Source organism: Pseudomonas putida (genome assembly GCA_029953615.1).
Taxonomy (GTDB): domain Bacteria; phylum Pseudomonadota; class Gammaproteobacteria; order Pseudomonadales; family Pseudomonadaceae; genus Aquipseudomonas.
On record CP124529.1, the window covers coordinates 714,217 to 739,957 of the forward strand.

Genomic DNA, 25,741 nt, shown 5'->3' on the forward strand with positions numbered 1-25,741 from the left:
CCACAGGGGTAGCACATGACCTGAGATCAATGCGGTCGGTGTGGGAGCTGGCTTGCCGGCGATGGGCTGCGAGGCAGCCCCCGACGCCCTGAGACCTAGCGCTTGGCGTACTGCAGCACCACTTCCAGCGGGTGGCGCATCTGCCGCTCGGTCATGCGCTTGACCTGGCTACGGCACGAGTAGCCCGTTGCCAACGGCTCGCCTTCCTTGTCCAGCTTGGTCGCCCACGACTGCTCGAAGATGGTCCGCGAGGTATCCTGGTTGCGCGCCTCGTGCCCATAGGTACCGGACATACCGCAGCAGCCAGTCGCCTCGGTCACCAGCTTCAGGCCCAGGCGAGCGAACACCTGCTCCCACTGCCTGGTGCTGGCCGGCACGTTGGTCTTCTCGGTGCAATGCGCCATCAGGCGGAAATTGCCCGGCGCGGTCGGCGCCTGCTCAGGCAGCACATCCATCAGCCACTCCTGCGGCAACAGCACCTGCGGGCAACCATCCAGGCCCGGTACCTTCTGGTACTCCTGGCGATACACCAGGGTCATCGCCGGGTCCAGGCCCACCAGCGGCACACCACAGTCGGCCAGGGCCTTGAGCTGGGTGGCATTGCGAATCGCTGCCTTGGCGAACGCACCGAGGAAGCCCTGCACGTGCAGCGGCTTGCCGTTGGCGCTGTACGGCGCCAGGAACACCCGGTGGCCCAAACGGTGGGCCAGGTCGATGAAGGCCGACAGCAGCGGCGTTTCGAAATAACGGGTAAAGGCGTCCTGCACCAGCACGATGCTGCGCTCGCGCTGGGCCGGGGTCAGCTCACGCAGGGCCGGTACCGTGGCCACGCCGACGCGGCAGCGGGTCAGGGTGGCCTGGAAGTTGAAGCGGCTGATCAGTGGGCTGTCGACCATGCCGACCTTGTCGGCCAGCAGCTTGCTCACCCACTTCGAGCCCATCACTGCGTTATACAGCCCGGGCGCATGGGCCAGGTACGGGATGGTGAATTCCAGCGAGCCAATCAGGTAGTCACGCAGCGGGCGCTGGTAGCGGCCGTGGTACAGCTCGAGGAAGCGCGAACGGAAATCCGGCACGTTGACCTTGATCGGGCACTGCCCGGCGCACGACTTGCACGCCAGGCAGCCGGCCATGGCATCGTACACCTCATGGGAGAAGTCTTCCTGGCCCTGGCTACGCGCACGGTTGTTGCGCAGGCGCGCCGGCAGGCCCTTGAGCCACGAGACCTTGTTGCGCGCGGCAGCCAGCACATCGATGTCGGCCTCGCCCTGCAGGCGCAGCCACTCGCGCATCAACGAGGCACGGCCCTTGGGCGAATGCTGGCGTTCACGGGTGGCCTTCCACGATGGGCACATGGCGTCGTTGGGGTCGTAGTTGTAGCACGCGCCGTTGCCGTTGCAGTGCACGGCGCTGGGGAAGTCCTGCCACACGCGTTCGTCGATGGTGCGGTCGAGGTCACCGCGCAGGGTTACGCCATCGACCGGGGTCAGGCCCTCGGCGCTGCCCAACGGGGTGCAGATCTTGCCCGGGTTGAGCTGGTTGTGCGGGTCGAAAGCGCCCTTCAGGCGCTGCAGCGCCGGGTACAGCTCGCCAAAGTACTCCGGCACGTATTCCGAACGCAGGCCCTTGCCGTGCTCGCCCCACAGCAAACCGCCATAGCTTTTGGTCAGTGCCGCCACGGCATCGGAAATCGGCTTGACCAGTGCGGCCTGGGCCGGGTCCTTCATGTCCAGTGCCGGGCGCACGTGCAGCACGCCGGCATCGACGTGGCCGAACATGCCATAGGCCAGGCCGTAGCCATCGAGCAGTGCGCGGAACTCGGCGATGTAGTCGGCCAGTTGCTCCGGCGGTACCGCGGTGTCTTCAACGAACGGTTGCGGGCGTACTTCGCCTTCGACGTTGCCCAGCAAGCCCACCGAACGTTTACGCATGGCATAGACGCGGGTCACCGCTTCGGCCCCCTCGGCCAGGGTGTGGCCCAGGCGCTCGACGCTGGTGTCGTTCTGCAGGTGCTGGATGAACGCTTGCACCCTGGCATTGACCTCGGCCGGCTCGTCGCCGCAGAACTCCACCAGGTTGATGCCGAGGGTCGGTCGCTCGGGGTCGGCCGGGAAGTACTCGGCGACGCTGTGCCAGACGATGTCCTTCATCGCCAGCATCAGCACCTTGGAGTCGACGGTCTCGATCGACAGCGGCTTGTGTGCCATCAGCGCGTTTGCATCACGCAGGGCATCCATGAAGCTGGTGTAGCGCACGTTGACCAGCACGGCATACTTGGGGATCGGCAGCACATTGAGCTTGGCTTCGACCACATAGCCCAGCGAGCCCTCGGCGCCGCACAGCACGCTGTTGAGGTTGAAGCGACCCTGCTCGTCGCGCAGGTGGGCCAGGTCGTAGCCGGTCAGGCAACGGTTGAGCTTGGGGAAGGTAGCTTCGATGAGATCAGCCTGGGTTTCGTGGATCTGGCGCGCCATGCGGTACACCTCGCCGACCCGGCCGGGCGCGGCACAGGCCTGCTCCAGCGCGGCATCGTCGATCGGCAGGCTGTGCAGGCGCTCGCCACCGAGCAGCACGCTATGCAGTTCCAGTACGTGGTCGCGGGTCTTGCCATAGGTGCAGCTGCCCTGGCCACTGGCATCGGTGTTGATCATGCCGCCGACTGTGGCGCGGTTGGAGGTGGACAGCTCGGGAGCGAAGAACAGCCCGTGCGGCTTGAGGGCGGCGTTGAGCTGGTCCTTGACGGTACCGGCCTGCACCCGCACCCAGCGCTCCTCGACGTTGATTTCGAGGATCTTGTTCATGTGCCGCGACAGGTCGACGACGATACCGTCGGTCAGCGACTGGCCATTGGTGCCCGTACCGCCGCCGCGCGGGGTCAGCTTCACCTGCTGGAAGCGCTCCTCGGCCATCAGCGTGGCGACCCGCGCCACATCGTCGGCATCCAGCGGGAACACCGCCGCCTGTGGCAAGCGCTGGTAGATCGAGTTGTCGGTGGCCAGCACCGTACGGGTTGCGTAGTCGGCACTGATCTGGCCACGGAAGCCGCTGTTGCGCAGCGCTTCGAGGAATTCGGGGTAGTTGGCGCTCGGGGCAACGGTCGGTAGCTGGGCGATCATCGAAGGATGGCCTCTTGATATTGGCAAATTCACGGGATTCCTGTCGTACCGGCATGGGTGGTGGCATGCGGGGATGACGTACAGGCCAATGTTCCTGTAGTTTCGCTCCAGGGGCAAACGGATAATCCTGCCGCTATTGATGACTTTCATGAATGAATTACCGCCATCTGACCCCGTCCATGTCGCTGCTGCTGGCATTCGAGGCCGCCGCCCGACATGAAAGCTACACCCGTGCCGCCGCCGAGCTGTCGCTCACCCAGAGCGCGGTCAGCCGCCAGGTGCAGGCGCTGGAACAGCAACTGGGCCTCACCCTGTTCCGCCGCGAGGGGCGCCAGGTGCAGCTGACCGATGTCGGCCGCCTGTACCAGCGCGAGCTCAGCGAGGCACTGGGGCGCATCCGCAGCGCCACCTTGCAGGCATTGGCCTACCAGTCGGGGGTGGGCACCTTGCGCCTGGCCACCCTGCCCACCTTTGGCTCGAAATGGCTGCTGCCGCGGTTGCATGCCTTCTACAGCGCCCATCCGGGCATGCTGGTGCACATCCATTCCCGCATCGAAGCCATCAACTTCGACACCAGCGAGATCGATGCGGCCATCGGCGTGGCCAGCCACGACCTGCCCGGGCTGATCTGCCATCGCCTGCATGCCGAGGAACTGGTGGTGATATTGCCGCCGGAGGCTGGCGCGGACAGCCAGGGCTGGTGCCCGACGCGCATCAGTGAAGAGGTGCTGCTGAATGTGGCCAACAACCCGCATGCCTGGGGCGAGTGGTTCTCGCACCATGGCCTGGCGCACCGGGCAATGCGCCTGGGGCCGAGCTTCGAACTGACCTCACACCTGATCCAGGCGGTACGGGCCGGGATCGGCATCGGCCTGGTGCCGCGCATACTGGTGGAAGAGGAACTGGCCAAGGGTGAGCTGTACAGCCCCGGGGAGGCCTTTGCCAGCCAGCGCAGTTATTACCTGATCTATCCCCCGCGCAATGAGGCGCTGCCGTCGCTGCGGGCGTTTCGCAGCTGGTTGCTGGAGCAGATCTGAATGTCTGGGTTGCCTGTACCGGCCCTTTCGCGGGCACGCCCGCTCCCACAGAGGTATCACAGGTCCTGAGTGCTGCGCTGTGGGAGCGGGCGTGCCCGCGAAAGGGGCAGCACAGGCAACAAAAAACCCGAAGCCAGTCACCTGACTTCGGGTTTCTGCAGTCTGCCTGTCGCGCCTTACTTGGCCACGCTACCGGCAGCCTCAAGGGCCTGCGCCTTGCGACGCGGCTTGATCATGTAGGCTACGAACATGGCGAACAGCCACACCGGGATCGCATACACCGAAACCTGGATACCCGGGATCATCAGCATGATGCCCAGGATCAGCACCACGAACGCCAGGCAGATGTAGTTGCCATAGGGGTACCACAGGGCCTTGAACAGCGGCTTCTGGCCGGTGCGGTCCAGGTGCTGGCGGAACTTCAGGTGCGAGTAGCTGATCATCGCCCAGTTGATCACCAGGGTAGCCACCACCAGCGACATCAGCAGTTCCAGCGCGTTCGACGGCATCAGGTAGTTGAGCAGCACCGCAATCAGGGTCACGGCTGCCGACACCAGGATCGAGCGCACCGGTACACCGCGGCTGTCGACCTTGGCCAGCGCCGCCGGGGCGTCACCTTGTTCGGCCATGCCCAGCAGCATGCGGGCGTTGCAGTAGGTACCGCTGTTGTACACCGACAGTGCCGCAGTCAGGACCACGAAGTTCAACAGGTGCGCGGCCACGTCACTGCCCAGCAGCGAGAACACCTGCACGAACGGGCTGCTGCCATAGCTGCCACCGGACGCATCGATGCTGGCGACCAGGTTGTCCCATGGGGTCAGCGACAGCAGCACCACCAGGGCACCGACATAGAAGATCAGGATGCGGTAGATGACCTGGTTGATCGCCTTGGGGATCACGGTCTTCGGCTTGTCGGCCTCGGCGGCGGTGAAGCCGAGCATTTCCAGGCCACCGAAGGAGAACATGATGAAGGCCAGGGCCATCACCAGCCCGCTGACACCGTTCGGGAAGAAGCCGCCATGCGACCACAGGTTGGCCACGGTGGCTTCAGGGCCGCCGCTGCCGCTGGTCAGCAGGTAGGCACCCAGGCCGATCATGCTGACGATGGCCACCACCTTGATGATGGCAAACCAGAATTCGGCCTCACCGAAGAACTTCACGTTCATAAGGTTGATGGCGTTGATCAGCACGAAGAACGCTGCCGCCGTGACCCAGGTGGGGATCTCCGGCCACCAGTAGTGAACATACTTGCCGACCGCCGAAAGCTCCGACATGCCCACCAGGATGTACAGCACCCAGCAATTCCAGCCTGACAGGAAGCCGGCGAAACCACCCCAGTAGGTGTGGGCGAAATGGCTGAAGGAGCCGGCCACCGGTTCTTCGACGATCATTTCACCGAGTTGGCGCATGATCATGAAGGCGATGAAGCCGCAGATGGCGTAGCCAAGGATCATCGACGGGCCGGCGGATTTCATCACGCCTGCCGAGCCGAGGAACAGGCCGGTACCAATTGCACCGCCGAGGGCGATCAACTGGATATGGCGGTTCTTCAGGCCCCGCTTGAGCTCGCCTGAATGCATGTTTTGTCCACTCATGAACGAAGTCACCTGCATTGTTTTTATCTGTGACGGAATCGGACCCACCGCGCTCGTGGCGCAGCGGAATGGGCAAGGTGGTTACCTTGGGTTTCCTGACCTCAGGTGCCGCCGGAGCGGTTCAACCAGGCGTGATCAGGAGTGCGCGGTACGCAAAGGAGTCACAGGTAAAACGCGGCGCACTGTATACCCCTGCAAACGCGCAGGCGTCAACGCGTTGCGTCGTTTCCTCGGGAAAAAACGCAGCGATCCTGTGGTGTGGGCCTTGAAAGGCGGAGTGATCGGCGTACATGGCGCCTCCATTTGTTGTTTTGTCAGCCTGGCTCTGTGGACAGGCTTTTGCACACGGCAATGGCGGCTATAACACCGTGAGGCGGGGGTTTGGGCAAGGGTGGGCGGGGCTTGGCCGGCTGTTTTGGCGGGGAGCCGGCGGCAAGGTTTGTTTACACGATTCGACCTAATCTGAAATCAGGGCTGAAACCGACCACATTCGTACAATTTTCTTTACAAGGTGGTTCGGAAACTTGCCAGTCGTCCGAAAATTCTTTTTATTCAATATCTTGGGGCCGCTTTGCGGCCCCAAATTCTCACAGGCATAAAAAAACCAGCCCGAAGGCTGGTTCTCTTTAAAGCAAAGGCCAATCAGCCACGGGGTTTGCCGCGGCCACGCCCTGCCGGCTTGTCACCTTCAGGCTTGGCCGGGCGCTTGCGCATCTCGCTCGGGCGCTCTGCCACCGTGCTGCCACGGCTGGTCTTGCGTGGGGCCTCTTCACGCGGCTGGCGTGCAGGGCGTTCGCCGGCAGCAGCACCTTCGTGAGCCGGGCGCAGGCTGCGCACGCGCTCACCACGGCCCAACGGGCGAGTGGATTTGCGCTGCAGGCGCTCCATCTTGTCCTTGGCCTTGAGCTTCATGGCTGGCAGCGCCACCGGCTGCAGGCCCACCTCAGCGGCAAGGATGTCGATTTCACCCTGGGTCATTTCACGCCAGCGGCCCATCGGCAGGTCGGAGTTGAGGAACACCGGGCCGAAACGCACGCGCTTCAGGCGGCTGACCACCATGCCCTGGGACTCCCACAGGCGACGCACTTCACGGTTGCGGCCTTCCATCACCACGCAGTGGTACCAGTGGTTGAAGCCTTCGCCACCGGGCGCCTTCTGGATGTCGGTAAACTTGGCTGGGCCGTCTTCCAGCATCACGCCGGCCTTCAGGCGCTCGATCATCTCGTCGTCGACCTCACCACGCACACGTACCGCGTACTCACGGTCCATCTCATAGGACGGGTGCATCAGGCGGTTGGCCAGTTCACCGTCGGTAGTGAACAGCAGCAGGCCGGTGGTGTTGATATCGAGGCGGCCGATGTTGATCCAGCGGCCTTCTTTGGGCCGCGGCAGGCGGTCGAACACGGTCGGGCGGCCTTCCGGGTCGTCACGGGTACAGATTTCGCCATCGGGTTTGTTGTACATGATCACCCGGCGGGTGGCCTCGGCGGCCTCTTCGCGCTTGATCAGCTTGCCATCCACGGCAATGGCGTCGTGCAGGTCGACGCGCTGGCCGAGGGTGGCCTCGACGCCGTTGACCTTGATGCGGCCCTGGCTGATCCAGGCCTCGACGTCACGGCGCGAGCCAACGCCGATGCGCGCCAGCACTTTCTGCAGCTTTTCGCCGGATGGAGGGGTGATTTCGGTATCTTGCAGGTCTTGCTCACTCATCTGGGCACCTCCCGGTGTAGGAATGAAATCAGGGTTTTGACGACGAATGCGCCAAAAGGCCGCGCATCATACGCGGTTCGGTGGGGGAACGCACTGGAGGGTAGTGGGTTTTGTGGGTATTGCGAGGGGTTTCTGCCTAATGGTGGGGTGCTGACAGTGCCGGCCTCTTCGCGGGCTTGCCCGCTCCCACAGGGATATCACAGGTCCTGAGGGCTGCGCAGTACCTGTGGGAGCGGGCGAGCCCGCGAAGAGGCCGGTACTGGCAACAAGGAATCAGGGCAGCGACTTGCCCTCTTCCCCCACCGAGGCCTCAGCCTCTTCCTCGCGCAAGTCATCGAAATCGGTCTTCAGCCCCTCTTCCATGGCATCCAGCTCCACCAGCAAGCTGCGGAAGCTGGTCTCCTCCTTCGGTTCGGCAACCTCGTCCTCGTCGCCAAGGCTGGCATCAGCCAAAGCCTGCAAGTGCGCCGGCACTGGCGCATCATCCGGGTCGAGCAGCGGCTCCGGCTCCATCTCCCGCAGTTCGGCCAAGGCCGGCAGCTCGTCCAGGCTCTTGAGGTTGAAATGGTCGAGAAACGCCTTGGTAGTGGCGAACATCGCCGGCCGCCCGGGCACTTCGCGGTAGCCGACCACGCGGATCCACTCACGCTCCATCAGGGTCTTGATGATGTTGCTGTTCACCGCCACGCCGCGCACATCCTCGATTTCGCCGCGGGTGATGGGCTGGCGATAGGCGATCAGGGCCAGGGTTTCCAGCAGCGCGCGCGAGTAGCGCTGCGGCCGCTCTTCCCAAAGGCGCCCGACCCACGGCGCAAAGTCTTCGCGAATCTGCAGGCGGTAACCGCTGGCCACCTCCTTGAGCTCGAAGGCGCGGCCATTGCACGACGTGCCCAGCAGCTCCAGCGCCTGCCTGAACACCTTGGGCTCCGGTCGCTCGGCCTCCTCGAACAGTTCGTACAGGCGCTCCAGGGATTGCGGCTTGCCCGAAGCCAGCAGGAAGGCTTCGATCAGCGACGCCAGGTCGCGGGGTTCATTCAGGTTCATCGGGATCTTCAACAAGCGCCGGGCGAAGCCGCACGTGGATAGCGGCGAAGGGTTCATTCTGCACCAGTTCGACCAGCGATTCCTTCACCAGCTCGAGAATCGCCATGAAAGTCACCACCACGCCCAGCTTGCCCTCCTCGGCGGCGAACAGCTCGACGAACGGCACGAATCCACCGCCCTTCAGGCGTTCCAGCACCTGGCTCATGCGCTCGCGGGTGGACAAGGTCTCGCGGGTGATCTGGTGGCTTTCGAACAGGTCGTTGCGGCGCATCACCTCGGCCATCGACACCAGCAGCTCTTCCAGGCTGACCTGGGGCAACAGCTTGCGCACCTTGGCCTGCGGCGCCTCCAGGCGTGGCACCAGCACCTCGCGACCGACCCGTGGCAACTCATCGATGCCTTCGGCGGCGGCCTTGAACCGCTCGTACTCCTGCAGGCGCCGGATCAGTTCGGCGCGCGGGTCGCCCTCCTCCTCCTCGACGTCGGCCGAGCGCGGCAGCAACATGCGCGACTTGATCTCGGCGAGCATGGCAGCCATCACCAGGTATTCGGCAGCCAGCTCCAGGCGCACGCTCTTCATCAGCTCTACGTAGCCCATGTACTGGCGGGTGATTTCTGCCACCGGGATGTCGAGGATGTCGATGTTCTGTTTGCGGATCAGGTACAGCAACAGGTCCAGCGGGCCTTCGAAGGCTTCGAGGATGACTTCCAGGGCGTCCGGCGGGATGTACAGGTCCAGCGGCAGCTCGGTCAGGGCTTCGCCATAGACCAGAGCCAGTTGCAGCTGCCGAGGCTCGTCGACCTGTTCGGCCGGCGCCTCGGGCGCTTCCACCTGGCTCACGCGTTGACCAGGAACGGCGTGGGGTCGCCGCAGCCTTCACGGACCAGTTCCGGCTCATCGCCGGACAGGTCGATGATGGTCGAGGCCTTGAGGTCACCGAAACCGCCATCGATCACCAGGTCGACATGATGCTCCAGGCGCTCGCGGATCTCGTAAGGGTCGGTCATCGGCTCGGTGTCGCCCGGCAGGATCAGGCTCACACTCATCAACGGCTCGCCCAGTTCAGCCAGCAAGGCCAGGGTGATGGCATGGGCCGGCACCCGTAGCCCGATGGTGCGGCGTTTATCGTGCAACAGCAGGCGCGGCACTTCGCGCGTGCCGTTGAGGATGAACGTGTAAGGCCCCGGCACATGTGCCTTGAGCAGGCGGAAGGTGCCGGTGTCGACCTTGGCGTACAACCCCAGCTGCGACATGTCGCAGCACATCAGGGTGAAGTTGTGCGTCTTGTCCAGCCCGCGCAGGCGCCGCACCCGTTCGATGGCCGCCTTGTCACCCATCTGGCAACCTAGTGCGTAGGCCGAATCCGTCGGGTACACCACCACACCGCCCTTGCGGATAATCTCGACGGCCTGCTTGATCAGGCGCTGCTGCGGGTTCTCCGGATGAATCTGGAAAAATTGGCTCACGTAGTCGTCCTGTTCATACCGCCAAAGGCTGTTCATGGCTGAATCGGCGCCACAAAGGTGGCAGGTCCTCGGGCAAAGGCCGGTAGGCACCGATCTCACCCCAGGTGCCGGGGCCGTGGAAGTCACTGCCAGCGCTTGCCAGCAGGCCGAACTCACGGGTGAGGATGGACATGGTGCCCACCTGCTCGGCAGGCATCATCCCGTTGACCACTTCAAGCGCCTGCCCGCCTGCCTGAATATAGTCGGCAATCAGCCTTCTGCGCTTGCTGCGGGTCAGATCGTAGTGCATGGGATGCGCCAGGCTCACCCAAGCATTGGACTGGCGCAGGGTAGCGACGGTTTCATCGAGGGTCGGCCAGTGCTGCTTGACGTCCCCCAGCTTGCCGGCCCCCAGCCATTTGCGAAACGCCTCGCCGCGGTCCTTGACGTGCCCGGCGCGCACCAGGTATTCGGCAAAATGCGGGCGTGCCGGGGCGTTGCCGCTATCGCCCAGTTCGTGCTGCACGGCGCGAGCGCCGTCGAGGGTACCGGGCATGCCCTTGGCCGCCAGCCTTTTGTCGATTTCTTCGGCGCGCAGCCAGCGGCCACGGTGCAGCGCATCGATTGCCGCCAGCAGGGGCGGCGCGTCGAGCGGGAAGTCATAGCCCAGCACATGGATGGTCGCACCACCCCAGGTGCACGACAGCTCTACCCCGCTGACCCAGTGCATGCCCTTGTCGCGGCATGCCTGGCGCGCCTCGGGCAGGCCTTCGATGGTGTCATGGTCGGTGAGTGCCAGCGTTTGCACCCCGTGCTCATGGGCCCGGGCGACCAGGGTCGAGGGCGACAGGGCGCCATCGGAGGCCGTGCTGTGACAGTGCAGATCAACATTCATGGAGGAGCGCTTTCGCTGGAATCGATGTTTGTTATTATGCCGTCACATCCCGATTCTGGCTGCCATTGTGAAACAATTCATCGATTTCATCCCGCTGCTGCTGTTCTTCATCGTCTACAAGCTCGACCCGCGCCCCATGGAAGTCGCCGGCCACAGCTTCGAATTCGGCGGTATCTACAGCGCCACGGCCATGCTGATCATCAGCTCGCTGGTGGTTTATGGCGCGCTGTTCCTGCGCCAGCGCAAGCTGGAAAAGGGCCAGTGGCTGACCCTGGTAGCCTGCCTGGTGTTCGGCGGCCTGACGCTGACCTTCCACAGCGAAACCTTCCTGAAGTGGAAGGCGCCGGTGGTGAACTGGCTGTTCGCCCTGGGCTTCGCCGGCAGCCACTTCGTCGGCGACCGGGTGCTGATCAAACGCATCATGGGCCACGCCCTGAACCTGCCCGATGCCATCTGGACCCGCCTGAACCTGGCCTGGATCGGCTTCTTCCTGTTCTGCGGCGCGGCCAACCTGTTCGTTGCCTTCACCTTCCAGGACTTCTGGGTCGACTTCAAAGTGTTCGGCAGCCTGGGCATGACCGTGATCTTCCTGGTGGCGCAGGGCATGTACCTGTCGCGCCACTTGCACGACGACCCTTCTACCTCCAAACCCAAGGATTGACATGCTCTACGCCATCATCGCCAGCGACGTCGCAAACTCCCTGGAAAAGCGCCTGGCCGCCCGCCCGGCGCACATCGAACGCCTGCAGCAACTGAAAGCCGAGGGCCGCGTGGTACTGGCCGGCCCGCACCCGGCCATCGACAGCAACGACCCGGGCGAAGCAGGTTTCAGCGGTAGCCTGATCGTTGCCGAGTTCGAATCGCTGGCTGCGGCGCAGGCCTGGGCCGATGCCGATCCGTACATTGCGGCCGGCGTGTACGACAAGGTCGTGGTCAAGCCGTTCAAGCAAGTACTGCCCTGATCCGAGACCGCGTCGGCCTCTTCGCGGGCTTGCCCGCTCCCACAGGTAACCCACAAACCTCAGGATCTTTGGTGTCCCTGTGGGAGCGGGTTTACCCGCGAAGAAGGCCACGCAGTACTGGCAGTTATACGATTGCCATCAGTCTGCGGTATCTTTGCCACTGGCGGGCCGATTTAGCCGCCGTCAATGGTTGAATTGAGTGAGTCATGAGCGAGCTGTTACTGATTGATGATGACCAGGAGCTGTGCGAGCTGCTCGGCAGCTGGCTGACCCAGGAAGGGTTTACCGTGCGCGCCTGCCACGATGGCCACAGCGCACGCCAGGCCCTGGCCGCGCACGCCCCGGCGGCCGTGGTGCTGGACGTGATGCTGCCCGACGGCAGTGGCCTGGAACTGCTCAAGCAGTTGCGCAGCGAGCATGCCGAACTGCCGGTACTGATGCTCTCGGCGCGCGGCGAGCCGCTGGACCGCATCCTCGGCCTGGAACTGGGCGCCGACGACTACCTGGCCAAACCCTGCGACCCGCGTGAGCTCACCGCTCGCCTGCGTGCGGTGCTGCGCCGCAGCCACCCCTCCGCCACCACCAGCCAGGTGGAGCTGGGCGACCTGGTTTACAGCCCTGCTCGTGGCGTGGCCAGCATCGATGGCCGCGAAATGACCCTGACCCTGTCCGAAAGCCGCATTCTCGAAGCCCTGCTGCGCCAACCCGGCGAGCCGCTGGACAAGCAGGAACTGGCGCAGATCGGCCTGGGCCGCAAGCTGACCCTGTACGACCGCAGCCTGGACATGCACGTCAGCAACCTGCGCAAGAAGATCGGTCCGCACGCCGATGGCCGGCCACGCATCGTTGCCCTGCGCAGCCGTGGCTATTACTACTGCCTCTGAACATCTTTACCGAGCCTTTACCCTCCACTGACCGCGCTTGACGGTGATCTCCCTAGACTGTGCTCATCCGGTAACCACCGGCCCATGTAAAGGAGAGACACCATGCGCAAGACCCTTATCGCCCTGATGTTCGCCGCCGCCCTGCCGACCGTGGCCATGGCCATGCCTGAAGGCGGCCCGCGCCACGACGGCCCGCATCATCGTGGTGATGCGCCTTTCCACCAGCTGGACCTGAGCCGTGACCAGCGCCAGCAGATCGGCAAGCTGATGGGCGAGCAGATGAAACAGCGCCGCGACATCACCGAGCGCTACCTGTCCAAGCTGCCGGCCGCCGACCAGAAGGCGATGAAGGACGAACTGCAGGCCAACCGCGACAAGACCGACAGCGCGGTCCGTGCCCTGCTCAAGCCTGAGCAGCAGAAGAAGTTCGACGAACTGCAGAAGGAACGCGCCGCACAAAAGGCCGAGTGGCAGGAGTTCCAGGCCTGGAAAGCTGAAAAAGGCAACAAGGCCCAGTAAGCTGTCAGCCCGATGCCCGGCCCGCCTCAGTGCGAGCCGGGCTTTTCCCGTTTGCAGGAGGTGCACTTGCGTTCACTGTTACTGGCGCATCCTGGCCAGTTTCTGGCTGGCCATCACCCTGGTTGCGGGCCTGTCGATCCTGCTGGGCCATATGCTCAACCAGGACGCCTGGATCCTCAGCCGCCACCCGGGCCTGAATACCCTGGCCAGCAAGTGGGCCAAGCATTACGAACAGGAAGGCCTGGCTTCGGCACAGCACTTCCTGGAACGGCGCAAGGACCGCTACAAGATCGACGTGCAGGTGCTCGACGACAGTGGCGAGGCCGTGGTGCCTGGCACCTTCCCACGCCGTGCGGCGGCCTTCGAGGCACGCCAGCACAACGACCAGCGGCGCCTGCCGTGGCGCCGGCTGACCGAGGAATACACCAGCCCCGACACCGGCGAGACGTACCTGCTGATCTACCGCATCCCCCATCCGGCGCTGGACGCCTGGCACCGCGAAAGCCTGTTGTGGCCGCTCAGTGCGCTGGGCATTGCCCTGGTGGTGCTGACCCTGTTCAGCCTGCTGGTAACGCTGTCCATCACCCGCCCGCTCAACCGCCTGCGCGGCGCCGTGCATGACCTGGGCCAGACCACCTACCAGCAGAACAGCCTGGCACAATTGGCGGCGCGGCGTGACGAGTTCGGCGTGCTGGCCAAGGACTTCAACAAGATGGGCGCGCGCCTGCAAAGCACCATCGGCAGCCAGCGCCAGTTGCTGCGCGATGTGTCCCATGAACTGCGCTCGCCGCTGGCCAGGCTGCGTATCGCCCTGGCCTTGGCTGAACGCGCCGAGCCCGAGCAGCGTGAGGCGCTGTGGCCACGCCTGACCCGCGAATGCGACCGCCTGGAAGACCTGATCAGCGAAATCCTCGCCCTGGCGCGGGTCGATGCCGAACAGGCCCATGCCGAACCGGTCGACCTCAATGCCCTGCTCGGTAGCGTGCGCAAGGACGCCCAGCTCAGCGCACCGGAGCAGGATGTGCGCCTGGAGGCACAGCCGGGGTTGACCATGCTGGGCTGGCCAAAACTGATCGAGCGTGCCGTGGACAACCTGCTGCGCAACGCCCTGCGCTTCAACCCGCAGGGCCAGCCGATCGAGCTCAGCGCCGTGCGCGAGCAGGACCGTATCGTGATCCGCGTGCGTGACCATGGACCTGGAGCGGCGGCGGAACACCTGGCGCAGCTGGGGGAACCCTTCTTCCGTGCGCCGGGGCAGGATGCGCCGGGGCATGGGCTGGGGCTGGCGATTGCACGCAAGGCGGCAGAGCGGCATGGTGGCAGCCTGGTGCTGGACAATCATCCACAGGGAGGCTTTGTGGCCAGGCTGGAGTTGCCGGTGACTGAAGCGACAGGCAGTTGATGTGATGTAAATGCTGCTGGCCTCTTCGCGGGCCTGCCCGCTCCCACAGGTACTACACAGGCCTTGAAGCAGTGTTGTACCTGTGGGAGCGGGCAAGCCCGCGAAGAGGCCGGATGCCTTGATACGGCGATCAGCCCAAGGCTGCGTTACTCGCCCCAGGCGCTGACAAACGCGGCAGTTTCCAGAATCGGCGCCGTACGCGGCTCGGTCAGCGGCGTACCAACATACAGGTAACCGATCAGCTCCTCGTTCTCGGCCAGCCCCAGGCCCTTGTGCACATGAGCATCGAAAGCCATTTCGCCGGTGCGCCATACCGCACCGATACCTTGCGCATGCGCAGCAATCAGGATGCCGTGCGCCGCACAGCCTGCCGCCAGCCGCTGCTCGGACTTGGGCACCTTGAAGTGGTCCTGCAGCCTGGCAATCACCACGATCAGCAACGGCGCCCGCAGCGGCGCGGCGCGGGCCTTGTCCAGGGCAGCCTGGCTGGCATCGCCCTTGTGCTGCAGCGCTTCGGCGAACAGCTCCCCCAGCTTCTCCCGGCCCTGGCCTTCGATGGTGAGAAAGCGCCATGGCCGCAGCTGACCGTGGTCCGGGGCGCGCAAGGCGGCCTGGAACAGCGCCTCGCGCTGTGCGGCATTGGGCGCCGGGTCAGTCAGACGTGGTACGGAAACACGGTTGAGCAATGCGTCGAGAGCCTCCATGGCTACCCTCCTGGCAGGTGAATGTGCCGCCATTCTAGCGTTTACATCACCAGACCCATAGGTAGAATGGCGCCCTTCCGTTTCGAGTCAGAGCAGATCACATGGCGTTGCCGACCTTAAGGATCATTGGTTTCATCATCGGCATCTTCCTGATTACCCTCGCCGTCAGCATGGCCGTGCCCATGGCGACCCTGGTGATCTTCGAACGCACCCGTGATATGCCGTCGTTCCTCTGGTCGAGCCTGATCACTTTCATCGCCGGCCTGACCCTGGTGCTTCAGGGCCGCCCCGAGCATGTGCACCTGCGCCCGCGCGACATGTACCTGCTGACCGTCAGCAGCTGGCTGGTAGTGTGCGTGTTTGCCGCCCTGCCGTTCCTGCTGACCCAGCACATCAGCTATACCGACGCGTTTTTCGAAAGCATGTCAGGCATCACCGCCACCGGCGCCACCGTGCTCAGCGGGCTCGACAACATGTCACCGGGCATCCTGATGTGGCGTTCGATGCTGCACTGGCTTGGCGGCATCGGCTTCATCGGCATGGCGGTAGCGATCCTGCCGCTGCTGCGCATCGGTGGCATGCGCCTGTTCCAGACCGAATCGTCCGACCGCTCGGAGAAGGTCATGCCGCGCTCGCACATGGTCGCCAAATCGATCGTGGGGGTATACGTCGGCTTTTCGATCCTGGGTGCGCTGGGCTTCTGGTGGGCCGGCATGAGCCCGTTCGATGCGATCAACCACGCCATGTCGGCGATTTCCACTGGCGGGTTTTCCACCTCCGACCAGTCGCTGGCCAAGTGGGACATCCCGGCCGTGCACTGGGTCGCGGTGGTGGTGATGATTCTCGGCAGCCTGCCCTTCACCCTTTACGTGGCGACGCTGCGCGGCAACCGCAAGGCACTGCTCCGCGACCAACAGGTGCAGGGTTTGCTGGGCATGCTGGTGGCCACCTGGCTAGTGCTTGGCACCTGGTACTGGGCCACCACCAACCTGCACTGGCTCGACGCCCTGCGCCACGTGGCGCTGAACGTGACCTCGGTGGTCACCACCACCGGTTTCGCCCTGGGTGACTACAGCCTGTGGGGCAACTTCTCGCTGATGCTGTTCTTCTACCTGGGCTTCGTCGGCGGCTGCTCCGGCTCGACGGCAGGTGGCATCAAGATCTTCCGCTTCCAGGTCGCCTACATCCTGCTCAAGGCAAGCCTCAACCAACTGATCCACCCGCGTGCGGTGATCAAGCAGAAGTACAACGGCCACCGCCTTGACGAAGAAATCGTGCGGTCGATCCTCACCTTCTCGTTCTTCTTCGCCATCACCATCTGTGTCATGGCGCTGCTGCTGTCGTTGCTTGGCGTGGACTGGATGACCGCCCTGACCGGCGCTGCCGGCACGGTGTCGGGTGTGGGCCCGGGCCTGGGGGAAGTGATCGGCCCGTCGGGCAACTACGCCACGCTGCCGGATGCCGCCAAATGGATTCTCGCCAGCGGCATGCTGCTCGGTCGCCTGGAAATCATCACCGTACTCGTGTTGTGCATGCCGGCATTCTGGCGCCACTGACCAGCTCTGGCTCCGCACCCAGGCGGGCGCGGAATTCACCGGGTGTGGCATCGAACCAGCGGCGGAACGCCCGATAGAAGTTGCTGGGGTCGGCAAAGCCCAGCAGGTAGGCGGTTTCCAGCAGCGTCATGCCAGGCTGCGCCAGGTATTGTTCGGCCAGTTCTCGGCGGGTGTCATCGAGCAGGGTCTGGAAACTGGTGCCCTCCTCCTGCAACCGCCGCTGCAAGGTGCGCTGCGACAAGTGCAGGGCCTGGGCCAGGGCCTCGCGCTTGGGCTCGCCCTGCGGCAGGATGCGGCACAGCACCTGGCGCACGCGGTGGGTGACCCGGCTTCCCGTGAAACGCGCCAGGTATTCGCCGGCAAAGCGGTCATGCAGGATGGCCATGGCTTCGTTGGCGGTGGGCAGCGGTGCCTCCATGTCGGCGCGCTCGAATACCAGCGCATCGTGCGGCGCACCGAACACCAGCGGCGAGTGGAACGCCACCTTGTACGGTTCGATGTCCTTTGGTTGCGGCCCCTGCACCAGCACCCGGCGTGGTTGCAGCTGCCGACCGCTGAGCCAGCTGCACAGCGCCAGCGCGCACGCCAGCGACGCCTCGGCACTGTGCCGGGTGGGCGGCAGATGGTCGCCGTGCACGGTCAGGATCAGCGAATAGCCTTCGGGGCCGAGGACGAAGCTGAGGTCGGAGCTTTCGGCGATGATGCGCTGATAACGCACCAGTCGCTCGAAGCCTTCGGCCAACGTGCGGCTGGACATCAACGCATAACCCACCACATGGAACGACGCCGGGCGCACCACCCGCGCCATGTTCAGGCCAATGGCCTCGTTGCCCGACAGTTCCACCGCCAGTTGCCACAACCGGGTCATGGAGTCCTGGGGGAAGCGCGCGTCGGGGTCGTCGAGGGCGGCGAAATCCAGCCCCAGCTGCTTGAACATGGCCTGGCAGTCCAGCCCTTCCAGTTCGAGTGCCTTCACGATTCCTGACGCCCAGCTCGCTGACGTGGTTCTTTCGCTCATGACAGGCATCTTGCTGACCGCTCCTGCGGTAAACCCCAAGGATATTCAATTGGCGCCTATTGTCACTGATAGGCCTCGCCAGTCACTCTAGACTCGAATCAGGCTCCACGCCGTGCATCTTGTCCAGAAGTATTAATCCCGGAGCACTGCCATGAACCGCACAGCGCAATTTCGCAGTTTCGCCGAGTTCTATCCCTACTACCTGGGGGAACACAGCAACCCCACCTGCCGCCGCCTGCACTTTGTCGGCACCAGCCTGGTGATCGCCCTGCTGGCGTATACAATCGGCAGTGGCAAATGGTTGCTGCTACTGGCCTTGCCCGTGTTCGGCTACGGCTTTGCCTGGGTCGGGCATTTCTTTTTCGAAAAGAATCGGCCAGCGACCTTTACCCATCCGCTGTATAGCCTGATCGGGGATTTCGTGATGTTCAGGGATATCCTGCTGGGCAAGATCAGTCTGTAGATTTTTTGGGGCCGCTTTGCGGCCCATCGCGACACAAGGCCGCTCCTTGTATGTTGTGTCTGGCCTAGCGGGAGAGGTTATTCTCGTCGGGCTGAAGAAGCACTTCCGGGGAGGCCGATCGCTCCTGAAGGCAGGTATTGCCCCTGACCTTGTATGTAGAGAGGCCCCCCGCCTCATTGCCCACTGCGAAGAGTATCGAGAAGCCGACAAGTCGGACTTCGCATTACAAGGTTGCAGCAGCATGAAGTTCGAGGTCGGGGAACCGGAGGCCATTGTTACCTAACTCGCTTGGGAGAGGAAGGAATGAGTGTCTGGGTTGGCGTCGATATCGGCTCACGTACTTCGGTCGTTGGGGTGCGTAAAGATGGGCGTCCGGCCGGACAGTGGGATATCGCTCAAACCCCTGCAGGCCGTAAGGCTGCGGTGAAAAAGCTGCTGGCACTCAAACCCAAGTCGATCGTGATGGAGGCGACCGGAATCTATTACCTGGACTTGGCCCTTGAGCTACATGCGGCTGACCTCCCTGTATCCGTGATCAACCCCAAGAGCTTCCACAATTTCGCCAAACTGATGCTGGTGAACAGCAAGACCGATGCAATAGATGCTCAACTGCTGTCCGAGTACGGCGAGCGTATGACACCGCGCTTGTGGACACCTCCAAGCCTTGTGCAGCTTGAACTGAGGGCTCTGGGGCGACACATCAATCGTTTGGTGGGGCATCGTACAAGGGCGAAGAACGAACTGCATGCATTGCAGGCGACCGCTACAACCGTGTCGATGCTGATCGAGGATCAGGAGGAAGCGATTGCTTCACTGGATAATCGAATTGAGCGCTTTCGTAAGGCGGGCCGCGAGCTGGTCGCCCAGTGTCCGACGCTTACTCGGCAGTACAAGCAGCTGCTCGCAGGGCCTGGGATGGGAGAAGTCTCTGCACTTGCGGCATTGGCTGAACTGACCATCCTTCCTCAAATGCTCAAGTCCTCGCAGGTAGCTCGCCACGCGGGTCTCGATGTTCGACAGACCCAATCGGGAACGAGCATTGATAAGCCCGGCAGACTCGGCAAAAGTGGGAATGCTTATCTACGGGCAGCCATGTACATGCCTGCCTTGACCGCAGTGCGCTGCGACCCTTATGCGAAGGCTTTTTACGAGTCGTTGGTCAACAGGGGCAAGAAGAAAATGCAGGCTATCGCTGCTGTCATGCGCAAGTACCTGACAGGCATCTGGGCATGTATGCGCGGGGATGAGCCATTTGATACGGCCAAGCTTTTCAGCTCTGAACACCTCAGAAAAGCTTGACCGCCAACAGAGTATCTACAAGGTCCGCATAAATTCCAGATTCACGCGGTCGTTGTAGGAGCGGCCTTGTGTCGCGATGGGCTGCAAGGCAGCCCCCAGGGCCCTCAAACCCTACGCCGGTTCGCGCACCGCCGCCGCTGCCTGCGCCTCCGCCAGCCGATAAAGCTCGATCGTGCCATCCCAATGCTCGATCAGCGCTGTGCACGACTCCACCCAATCCCCGCAATTGAGGTACTCCACCTCCCCCACCTGGCGAATCTCGGCATGGTGGATATGCCCACACACCACCCCATGAAAACCGCGGCGGGTGCATTCGTGGGCAATCGCATCCTCGAAGTCGCTGATGAAGTTCACCGCGCCTTTGACCTTGTGCTTCAGGTACGCCGACAGGGACCAATAGCCGTATCCATAGCGGGCGCGCCAATGGTTGAGCCAGCGATTGAGCACCAGGGTGAACTCGTAGGCACGGTCACCCAGAAATGCCAGCCAGCGGTGGTAACGGGTAATCACATCGAACTGGTCGCCATGGATCACCAGCAGGCGGCGGCCATCGGCGGTCAGGTGCTCGGCCTCGTCCACCAACTGGATGTTGCCAAGGATCAGCCTGGAATAACGGCGCAGGAATTCGTCATGGTTGCCGGTCACGTAGATCACCTCGGTGCCCCGCTTGCTCATGGTCAGCAACCGGCGGATCACGTTGGTATGGGCTTGCGGCCAGTAGATGCCACCGCGCAGCTTCCAGCCATCGATGATATCGCCCACCAGGTAGATGCGGTCGGCCTGGTAACCCTTGAGGAACTGCGACAGGTGTTCGGCCTGGCAGTCGCGGGTACCCAGATGCACATCGGAGATCCACAGGGTACGCACGCGTTGCTTGCGCGAGGGACGGGACAGTTCGGCATGGGTCATGGGCAGGCTCCGGCGCAGTTTGCTGGAGCCTGGCAGGCGCGGATGACAGCGCGGTGGCAAAACCGTTACGAGTGATGGGTTGCAGGGAATCAGGCACAATGCGCTTCTGCCCTGCGAGGACGACGCTACCCATGACCGCCGGCCCGATCCTCTCGCTGCGCCACTACCGCGACAGCCTGATCGCACACAGCCACGAACACCCGCAACTGGTGTTCGGCCTGCGCGGCCGCCTGGATTTCGAGGTGCAGGGGCATGGCGCCGGGATCGATCGACAGGGGTTGATCGTGGTACCGGCGGGCGCCCATCACACCTGCGCCAGCGATGGCGGTAGCGATTGCCTGGTGCTGGATGTACCAGGAGACCTCTGGTTGCGCGAGCAACTGGGCGAACATGCCGATGCCAGCCGCCGTTTGCTCGACCGCCCCGGCCCCCTGGGCCTGGATGAGCGCCAGCAGCAGCTGGTGGACTGGCTGGCGGCCAGCCCCATGCATGACCCATTGATTGCCCGGCAAGGGGCAGCGCTGCTGCTGGCCAGCCTCAACCCCACGGCGGCCGCCAGCGTCAGCGCCAGCCAGCGCCTGCCCTATGCTGCCTTCGATGCGCATATCGAGCAGCATGCCGCCTATCCGCTGCAAGTGGCTGACCTGGCGCGCATCGCCGGGTTGTCCAGTGCCCGCCTGCATGCGCGCTTTACTGCGGAGTGCGGGATGACGCCGATGGACTACATTCGCCAGCGGCGCTTGCTCAAGGCGCGGCGCCTGGTGGTGCAGACCTTGCTACCGATGGGCGAGATTGCGGCGCAGGTGGGGTACAGCTCGCAGAGTGCGTTTTCGGCGGCGATGTTGCGGGCGTTCGGGTGTACGCCGCTTGCGTTGCGACGAGAGTCTGGCGACAAGGCACATTAGTCTGGCGACAGAATGCATTCTCCCGAGCCTATACACTGAGCCTGTACCGGCCCTTTCGCGGGCGCGCCCGCTCCCACAGGTGTTGCACCGTTTTCAACACCTGTGCAGTACCTGTGGGAGCGGGCATGCCCGCGAAGAGGCCGGCACAGCCAGTAGAGATCTTGAGCAAGGACCCCCCATGAACCACCGCACTGCCCTCGGCGCCCTGCACATTGGCGCGCTGTTCTTCGGCCTCACCGGCGTCTTCGGCAAACTGGCCGCCAGTGCCAGCCCGGTGATCATCGTCTTCGGCCGCGCCGCCTTCGCCGTGCTCGCCCTGGCCCTGTTCGCCAGCCTGGCCGGGCCGGGCTGGCAACGGCTGAGCGGTCAGGACGCCCGCCGTCTGCTGCTCGGCGGCGTGCTGCTGGCCGGCCACTGGGTCAGCTTCTTCATTGCGGTAAAGGTCGCCGGCGTGGCCATCGCCACCCTCGGCTTCGCCAGCTTCCCGGCCTTTACCGTGATCCTCGAAGGCCTGCTGTTCCGCGAACGCATCCGCCGCAACGAGGCTTTGCTGGTATTGCTGGTCAGTATCGGCCTGGTCCTGGTCACGCCGGCCTTCGACCTGGCCAGTGAAGCCACCGGTGGCCTGCTGTGGTCATTGCTGTCGGGGTTGCTGTTCTCCCTGCTGTCACTCACCAACCGCGCCGGCTCCGGGCGCCTGCCCGCAGTGCAGGCGGCGCTGTGGCAGAACCTGGTGGTGGGGCTGTGCCTGCTGCCGTTCGCGGCACCGGGCCTGGCTGGCGTAGCCACCATGGACTGGCTGTGGATCGCCCTGCTCGGCATCTTCTGCACCGGCGTGGCACACAGCCTGTTCGTCGCCAGCCTGTCGGTGATCAAGGCGCGCACCGCCGCCGTGGTATTCGGCATGGAGCCGGTCTACGGCATCGCCGTGGCCTGGGCGGTGTTCGCCGAAACCCCGACCCTGCGCATGCTGCTGGGGGGCGCACTGATCATTTTCGCCATCGTGCTGTCCAGCCGCCTGGCCGCCGAGCAACCGCCCAGGCAGCGGCCACTGGCCGAGGGCGCCTGATTCAGCGGTCGTTGTGGCCAAGGTCACGCTGTGGGTCGATCTGGTCGCGTACCCGCTGCTTCAGCACCTTGGCCTCGGGGAAACCACCGTCGGCCTTGCGTTCCCAAATCTGCACGCCATCGCAGGTGATGCGGAAGATACCGCCGGTGCCAGGCTCCAGCGCCACTCGGCCAAGGTCGTCGGTGAAGGTGCTGAGCAGTTCCTGGGCCAGCCAGGCGGCACGCAGCAGCCATTGGCACTGGGTGCAGTACGTGATGACGATTTCCGGTTTGCTGTCGGCCATGGTGAGGCATCTCCAGGTGAGGGGCCGCTTATACTAGCGGTCTTTAGCCCACGGTTTGAGACTCACGATGCGCCGTTTGCTGTTCTGTTTGCTGTTCACCCTCACCGCCCTCACGGCATTCGCCGCCGAACCGGCCAGGCCCAAGGTTGGCCTGGTGCTGTCTGGCGGCGCGGCCCGCGGCCTGGCCCACATCGGTGTGCTCAAGGCCCTGGAGGAACAGGGTGTGCGCATCGACGCGATCGCCGGCACCAGCATGGGCGCGGTGGTCGGCGGCCTGTATGCCTCGGGCTATAGTGTCGAAGAGCTGGAAAAGCTCGCCACCACCCTCGACTGGCAACAGGCGCTGTCCGATGCCCCGCCGCGCAAGGACGTACCGTTCCGGCGCAAGCAGGATGACCGCGATTTCCTGGTCAAGCAGAAGCTCAGCTTTCGCGACGACGGCAGCCTGGGCCTGCCGCTGGGGGTAATCCAGGGCCAGAACCTGGCACTGCTGCTGGAAAGCAAGCTGGCGCATACCGCCGACACCCGTGACTTCGACAAGCTGCCGATCCCCTTCCGCGCAGTGGCCACCGACATTGCCAGTGGCGAAAAGGTGGTGTTCCGCCGTGGCCACCTGCCTCAGGTGATCCGCGCCAGCATGTCGATCCCGGCGGTGTTCGCCCCGGTCGAGCTGGACGGCCGGCTGCTGGTGGACGGCGGCATGGTCGACAACATCCCGGTGGACGTCGCCCGCGAAATGGGGGTGGACCTTGCCATCGTGGTCGACATCGGCACCCCGCTGCGTGACCGCAAGCAGCTGGCCACGGTGGTTGACGTGCTCAACCAGTCGATCACCCTGATGACCCGGCGCAATTCGGAAGAACAACTGGCCAGCCTGCACCGAGACGACATCCTCATCCAGCCACCGCTGAGCGCCTTCGGCGTCACCGATTTTGGCCGCGCCCGGGAAATGATCGATGCCGGCTACCGCGCCACCCGCCTGCTCGACCCGCGCCTGGTCGCCCTGCGCAGGTCTGAAGGCGACAGCAGCCTGGCCGTGGCCCGCTCGCCGCGCCAGCGCACACCGGTAATCACCGCAATCAGGATCGAGAACGACTCCAAGGTCAGCGACGAGGTCATCCGCTCGTATATCCGTCAGCCGATCGATGCCCCGCTGGAGCTCGGCCGCCTGCAGACCGATATGGGCACGCTGTATGGCCTGGACTATTTCGACCGGGTGCAGTACCGCGTGGTGCACAAGGGTGACGACAACACCCTTGTGATCAACGCCCGGGGCCGTCGTGGCGGCACCGACTACCTGCGCCTGGGCCTGAACCTGTCGGACGACCTGCGCGGCGACAGCGCCTTCAACCTGGGCGCCAGCTACAGAGTCAACGGCATCAACAGCCTCGGCGCCGAATGGCTGACCCGTGGCCAGATCGGCGACCAGCAGGAGTTGTACAGCGAGTTCTACCAGCCGCTGGACGTAGGTTCGCGTTATTTCATCGCGCCGTACCTGGCCTTCGGCTCACAGAACATCGAAGCCACCCTGGACAACGACCCGGTGGCAGAGTACCGCCTGGAGCGTTACGGCTTTGGCCTGAACGTGGGGCGGCAGATCGGCACCAACGGTGAAGTGCGCCTGGGCGTGGGCAAGGCCTGGGGCGAGGCCGAGGTGCGCATCGGCGCCCAGGACCTGCCCAAGGTCAGTTTCAATGAAGGTTTCTACGAGCTGAAGTACTCGTTCGACACGCTCGACAACGTGTACTTCCCGCACCGCGGCGAAGATATCGGCCTGACCTTGCGCAAGTATGACCAGTCGCTGGATTCTGACCAGGATTACCGGCAGTGGATGTTCAACCTGGACAAGGCCATCAGCAGCGGGCCGAACACCTTCGTGCTGGGCGGGCGCTACGGGCGCACGCTGGACGATACCGAAGTGGTGACGTCGAGCTTCGTCATGGGCGGCGCGCGGGAGCTGTCAGGCTTCCGCCAGGACTCGGTGTCGGGGCAGAACGTGAGCCTGATGCGCATGGTCTACTACCGCCGCCTGACGCCACGGGCCTACGTGCCGCTGGACTTCCCGCTGTACATCGGCGGGTCGCTGGAGCGTGGGCGGGCGTGGAACAACGACAACGAGTTCGACAGTGGCTACATCAATGCGGCGAGCATCTTCCTGGGGCTGGAGACGCCGCTGGGGCCGTTGAACCTGAGCTACGGGGCGAACAGTGCGCATGAGCAGGCGGTGTACCTGAACCTGGGGCATACCTTCTGAATATTGGGGCCGCCTTGCGGCCCTTCGCGGGCACGCCCGCTCCCTCAGAGTGCAGCGATACACCTGTGGGAGCGGGCATGCCCGCGAAGGGCTGCAAGGCAGCCCCAATGGCCCCTCAGGATTTCTCGAGGTTGGCCAGGATCCTGGCATGCACCCGCATGCACACCTGCAGGTCCGCCTCGTCCACCCCGGTGAACAGCTCCACCCGCAGTTGATTGGCAATGGTCTCGATCTGGTCGATCAGCGGCTTGGCCGGAGGGCACAGCACGATCTTCTTCGCCCGCCGGTCCTCCAGCACCGCCTGCCGGCGCACCAGCCCCTGCCCTTCAAGGCTATCAAGCAGGCGCGCAAGGGTCGGGCCTTCAACACCCACGCTCTGGGCCAGCTCACGCTGGGTCGGGGCCTCTTCGAAACGGGCCAGGTGCAGCAACACCAGCCAGCGCGCCTGGGACAGGTTGAGCCCGGCCAGGCGCCGGTCCAGCTCGGCACGCCACCCCCGGGACATCTGGGCCAGCTGCATGCCGAAGCGGTGTTGGTTGTCGGTCAGGGGCATAAGCAACTCATTGAACAGATCTAATTATTAGGCAGCTAACCATGGCCCGTCCCACGAGGCAAGGCTCGGGCACCCTGGAATGTTCGATAATCGTGAAAAAACATGACGAAGGTCAGCA

24 protein-coding genes are annotated in these 25,741 nt (G+C 64.0%); 12 read left to right on the forward strand and 12 right to left on the reverse strand.

Annotated features, from left to right (window positions below; translation table 11 throughout):
* Nucleotides 1–95: 95 nt before the first annotated feature.
* A complete protein-coding gene (locus QIY50_03335) occupies nucleotides 96–3,116 on the reverse strand; it encodes an FAD-binding and (Fe-S)-binding domain-containing protein (protein WGV21308.1) in 3,021 nt (1,006 codons plus the stop codon).
* A gap of 152 nt (nucleotides 3,117–3,268) precedes the next feature.
* On the opposite strand from QIY50_03335, the gene QIY50_03340 reads away from it, so the two are divergent.
* Complete coding sequence (locus tag QIY50_03340; protein WGV21309.1) at nucleotides 3,269–4,153, forward strand: LysR substrate-binding domain-containing protein; 885 nt, start codon at nucleotides 3,269–3,271, stop codon at nucleotides 4,151–4,153.
* A gap of 176 nt (nucleotides 4,154–4,329) precedes the next feature.
* Here the strand turns inward: QIY50_03340 and QIY50_03345 are convergent, their stop codons facing one another.
* The 6 genes from QIY50_03345 to QIY50_03370 form a co-directional block, all read right to left on the reverse strand.
* A complete protein-coding gene (locus QIY50_03345) occupies nucleotides 4,330–5,748 on the reverse strand; it encodes an amino acid permease (protein WGV21310.1) in 1,419 nt (472 codons plus the stop codon).
* 642 nt (nucleotides 5,749–6,390) lie between these two features.
* Nucleotides 6,391–7,458: a pseudouridine synthase gene (locus QIY50_03350; protein WGV21311.1), complete on the reverse strand. Its 1,068-nt coding sequence runs from the start codon at nucleotides 7,456–7,458 to the stop codon at nucleotides 6,391–6,393.
* Between the two features lie 273 nt (nucleotides 7,459–7,731).
* The gene (scpB, locus tag QIY50_03355) at nucleotides 7,732–8,502 is read right to left on the reverse strand and encodes an SMC-Scp complex subunit ScpB (protein WGV21312.1); all 771 of its coding nucleotides are present in this window, start codon (nucleotides 8,500–8,502) and stop codon (nucleotides 7,732–7,734) included.
* A complete protein-coding gene (locus QIY50_03360) occupies nucleotides 8,489–9,214 on the reverse strand; it encodes a ScpA family protein (GenBank protein WGV22996.1) in 726 nt (241 codons plus the stop codon). Before QIY50_03360 ends, scpB begins: the two co-directional genes overlap by 14 nt.
* Nucleotides 9,215–9,339: 125 nt before the next feature.
* Nucleotides 9,340–9,969, reverse strand: coding sequence for an L-threonylcarbamoyladenylate synthase (locus QIY50_03365; protein ID WGV21313.1), 630 nt, complete (start codon nucleotides 9,967–9,969; stop codon nucleotides 9,340–9,342).
* A 13-nt stretch (nucleotides 9,970–9,982) separates the two neighbouring features.
* The gene (locus QIY50_03370; protein WGV21314.1) at nucleotides 9,983–10,843 is read right to left on the reverse strand and encodes a PHP domain-containing protein; all 861 of its coding nucleotides are present in this window, start codon (nucleotides 10,841–10,843) and stop codon (nucleotides 9,983–9,985) included.
* A 67-nt stretch (nucleotides 10,844–10,910) separates the two neighbouring features.
* Between QIY50_03370 and QIY50_03375 the strand changes: the two genes are divergently transcribed.
* From QIY50_03375 to QIY50_03395, 5 genes are all read left to right on the forward strand, one after another.
* Complete coding sequence (locus QIY50_03375; GenBank protein WGV21315.1) at nucleotides 10,911–11,504, forward strand: septation protein A; 594 nt, start codon at nucleotides 10,911–10,913, stop codon at nucleotides 11,502–11,504.
* A gap of 1 nt (nucleotide 11,505) precedes the next feature.
* Nucleotides 11,506–11,805, forward strand: coding sequence for a YciI family protein (locus QIY50_03380; GenBank protein ID WGV21316.1), 300 nt, complete (start codon nucleotides 11,506–11,508; stop codon nucleotides 11,803–11,805).
* A 206-nt stretch (nucleotides 11,806–12,011) separates the two neighbouring features.
* Nucleotides 12,012–12,689, forward strand: coding sequence for a response regulator transcription factor (locus QIY50_03385; GenBank protein ID WGV21317.1), 678 nt, complete (start codon nucleotides 12,012–12,014; stop codon nucleotides 12,687–12,689).
* 102 nt (nucleotides 12,690–12,791) lie between these two features.
* A complete protein-coding gene (locus QIY50_03390) occupies nucleotides 12,792–13,208 on the forward strand; it encodes a Spy/CpxP family protein refolding chaperone (protein ID WGV21318.1) in 417 nt (138 codons plus the stop codon).
* Nucleotides 13,209–13,359: 151 nt separating this feature from the next.
* The gene (locus tag QIY50_03395; GenBank protein WGV21319.1) at nucleotides 13,360–14,610 is read left to right on the forward strand and encodes a HAMP domain-containing sensor histidine kinase; all 1,251 of its coding nucleotides are present in this window, start codon (nucleotides 13,360–13,362) and stop codon (nucleotides 14,608–14,610) included.
* A 146-nt stretch (nucleotides 14,611–14,756) separates the two neighbouring features.
* Here the strand turns inward: QIY50_03395 and QIY50_03400 are convergent, their stop codons facing one another.
* On the reverse strand, nucleotides 14,757–15,314 hold the full coding sequence (locus QIY50_03400) for an NAD(P)H nitroreductase (protein ID WGV21320.1): 558 nt from the start codon (nucleotides 15,312–15,314) through the stop codon (nucleotides 14,757–14,759).
* A 101-nt stretch (nucleotides 15,315–15,415) separates the two neighbouring features.
* Here QIY50_03400 and QIY50_03405 point away from each other — a divergent pair, with 101 nt between their 5' ends.
* On the forward strand, nucleotides 15,416–16,870 hold the full coding sequence (locus QIY50_03405) for a TrkH family potassium uptake protein (protein WGV21321.1): 1,455 nt from the start codon (nucleotides 15,416–15,418) through the stop codon (nucleotides 16,868–16,870).
* On the opposite strand, the gene QIY50_03410 is transcribed toward QIY50_03405, so the two are convergent.
* Complete coding sequence (locus QIY50_03410; GenBank protein WGV21322.1) at nucleotides 16,827–17,888, reverse strand: AraC family transcriptional regulator; 1,062 nt, start codon at nucleotides 17,886–17,888, stop codon at nucleotides 16,827–16,829. The two genes, QIY50_03405 and QIY50_03410, sit on opposite strands and share 44 nt — an antisense overlap.
* A 151-nt stretch (nucleotides 17,889–18,039) precedes the next feature.
* Here QIY50_03410 and QIY50_03415 point away from each other — a divergent pair, with 151 nt between their 5' ends.
* Together QIY50_03415 and QIY50_03420 are read left to right on the forward strand one after the other, a co-directional pair.
* Nucleotides 18,040–18,351: a DUF962 domain-containing protein gene (locus tag QIY50_03415; protein WGV21323.1), complete on the forward strand. Its 312-nt coding sequence runs from the start codon at nucleotides 18,040–18,042 to the stop codon at nucleotides 18,349–18,351.
* A gap of 303 nt (nucleotides 18,352–18,654) precedes the next feature.
* Complete coding sequence (locus QIY50_03420) at nucleotides 18,655–19,650, forward strand: IS110 family transposase (protein ID WGV21324.1); 996 nt, start codon at nucleotides 18,655–18,657, stop codon at nucleotides 19,648–19,650.
* Nucleotides 19,651–19,761: 111 nt separating this feature from the next.
* Here the strand turns inward: QIY50_03420 and QIY50_03425 are convergent, their stop codons facing one another.
* Nucleotides 19,762–20,559 carry a UDP-2,3-diacylglucosamine diphosphatase gene (locus QIY50_03425; protein WGV21325.1) on the reverse strand — a complete coding sequence of 266 codons (798 nt, stop codon included), beginning with the start codon at nucleotides 20,557–20,559 and terminating at the stop codon, nucleotides 19,762–19,764.
* Nucleotides 20,560–20,690: 131 nt separating this feature from the next.
* Between QIY50_03425 and QIY50_03430 the strand changes: the two genes are divergently transcribed.
* Entirely contained in the window at nucleotides 20,691–21,464 is a 774-nt protein-coding gene (locus tag QIY50_03430) for an AraC family transcriptional regulator (GenBank protein WGV21326.1), read from the forward strand.
* 178 nt (nucleotides 21,465–21,642) lie between these two features.
* Entirely contained in the window at nucleotides 21,643–22,533 is an 891-nt protein-coding gene (locus QIY50_03435; protein ID WGV21327.1) for a DMT family transporter, read from the forward strand.
* A gap of 1 nt (nucleotide 22,534) precedes the next feature.
* On the opposite strand, the gene QIY50_03440 is transcribed toward QIY50_03435, so the two are convergent.
* A complete protein-coding gene (locus QIY50_03440) occupies nucleotides 22,535–22,816 on the reverse strand; it encodes a SelT/SelW/SelH family protein (protein ID WGV21328.1) in 282 nt (93 codons plus the stop codon).
* A gap of 67 nt (nucleotides 22,817–22,883) precedes the next feature.
* On the opposite strand from QIY50_03440, the gene QIY50_03445 reads away from it, so the two are divergent.
* Complete coding sequence (locus QIY50_03445) at nucleotides 22,884–25,070, forward strand: patatin-like phospholipase family protein (GenBank protein WGV21329.1); 2,187 nt, start codon at nucleotides 22,884–22,886, stop codon at nucleotides 25,068–25,070.
* Between the two features lie 115 nt (nucleotides 25,071–25,185).
* Here QIY50_03445 and QIY50_03450 read toward each other — a convergent pair whose 3' ends face one another.
* Entirely contained in the window at nucleotides 25,186–25,623 is a 438-nt protein-coding gene (locus tag QIY50_03450) for a MarR family transcriptional regulator (GenBank protein WGV21330.1), read from the reverse strand.
* Between the last annotated feature and the right edge of the window lie 118 nt (nucleotides 25,624–25,741).

Bases quoted from the DNA above. Each gene is read 5' to 3' on its own strand.
- QIY50_03420 (WGV21324.1), top strand. From the start codon at position 18,655: ATGAGTGTCTGGGTTGGCGTCGATATCGGCTCACGTACTTCGGTCGTT.
- QIY50_03445 (WGV21329.1), top strand. From the start codon at position 22,884: ATGCGCCGTTTGCTGTTCTGTTTGCTGTTCACCCTCACCGCCCTCACG.
- QIY50_03410 (WGV21322.1), bottom strand. From the start codon at position 17,888: ATGAGCGAAAGAACCACGTCAGCGAGCTGGGCGTCAGGAATCGTGAAG.
- QIY50_03430 (WGV21326.1), top strand. From the start codon at position 20,691: ATGACCGCCGGCCCGATCCTCTCGCTGCGCCACTACCGCGACAGCCTG.
- QIY50_03340 (WGV21309.1), top strand. From the start codon at position 3,269: ATGAATTACCGCCATCTGACCCCGTCCATGTCGCTGCTGCTGGCATTC.
- QIY50_03440 (WGV21328.1), bottom strand. From the start codon at position 22,816: ATGGCCGACAGCAAACCGGAAATCGTCATCACGTACTGCACCCAGTGC.
- QIY50_03385 (WGV21317.1), top strand. From the start codon at position 12,012: ATGAGCGAGCTGTTACTGATTGATGATGACCAGGAGCTGTGCGAGCTG.
- QIY50_03380 (WGV21316.1), top strand. From the start codon at position 11,506: ATGCTCTACGCCATCATCGCCAGCGACGTCGCAAACTCCCTGGAAAAG.
- QIY50_03370 (WGV21314.1), bottom strand. From the start codon at position 10,843: ATGAATGTTGATCTGCACTGTCACAGCACGGCCTCCGATGGCGCCCTG.
- QIY50_03345 (WGV21310.1), bottom strand. From the start codon at position 5,748: ATGAGTGGACAAAACATGCATTCAGGCGAGCTCAAGCGGGGCCTGAAG.
- scpB (WGV21312.1), bottom strand. From the start codon at position 8,502: ATGAACCTGAATGAACCCCGCGACCTGGCGTCGCTGATCGAAGCCTTC.
- QIY50_03405 (WGV21321.1), top strand. From the start codon at position 15,416: ATGGCGTTGCCGACCTTAAGGATCATTGGTTTCATCATCGGCATCTTC.
- QIY50_03450 (WGV21330.1), bottom strand. From the start codon at position 25,623: ATGCCCCTGACCGACAACCAACACCGCTTCGGCATGCAGCTGGCCCAG.
- QIY50_03435 (WGV21327.1), top strand. From the start codon at position 21,643: ATGAACCACCGCACTGCCCTCGGCGCCCTGCACATTGGCGCGCTGTTC.
- QIY50_03395 (WGV21319.1), top strand. From the start codon at position 13,360: ATGCTCAACCAGGACGCCTGGATCCTCAGCCGCCACCCGGGCCTGAAT.
- QIY50_03425 (WGV21325.1), bottom strand. From the start codon at position 20,559: ATGACCCATGCCGAACTGTCCCGTCCCTCGCGCAAGCAACGCGTGCGT.
- QIY50_03390 (WGV21318.1), top strand. From the start codon at position 12,792: ATGCGCAAGACCCTTATCGCCCTGATGTTCGCCGCCGCCCTGCCGACC.
- QIY50_03350 (WGV21311.1), bottom strand. From the start codon at position 7,458: ATGAGTGAGCAAGACCTGCAAGATACCGAAATCACCCCTCCATCCGGC.
- QIY50_03400 (WGV21320.1), bottom strand. From the start codon at position 15,314: ATGGAGGCTCTCGACGCATTGCTCAACCGTGTTTCCGTACCACGTCTG.
- QIY50_03415 (WGV21323.1), top strand. From the start codon at position 18,040: ATGAACCGCACAGCGCAATTTCGCAGTTTCGCCGAGTTCTATCCCTAC.
- QIY50_03335 (WGV21308.1), bottom strand. From the start codon at position 3,116: ATGATCGCCCAGCTACCGACCGTTGCCCCGAGCGCCAACTACCCCGAA.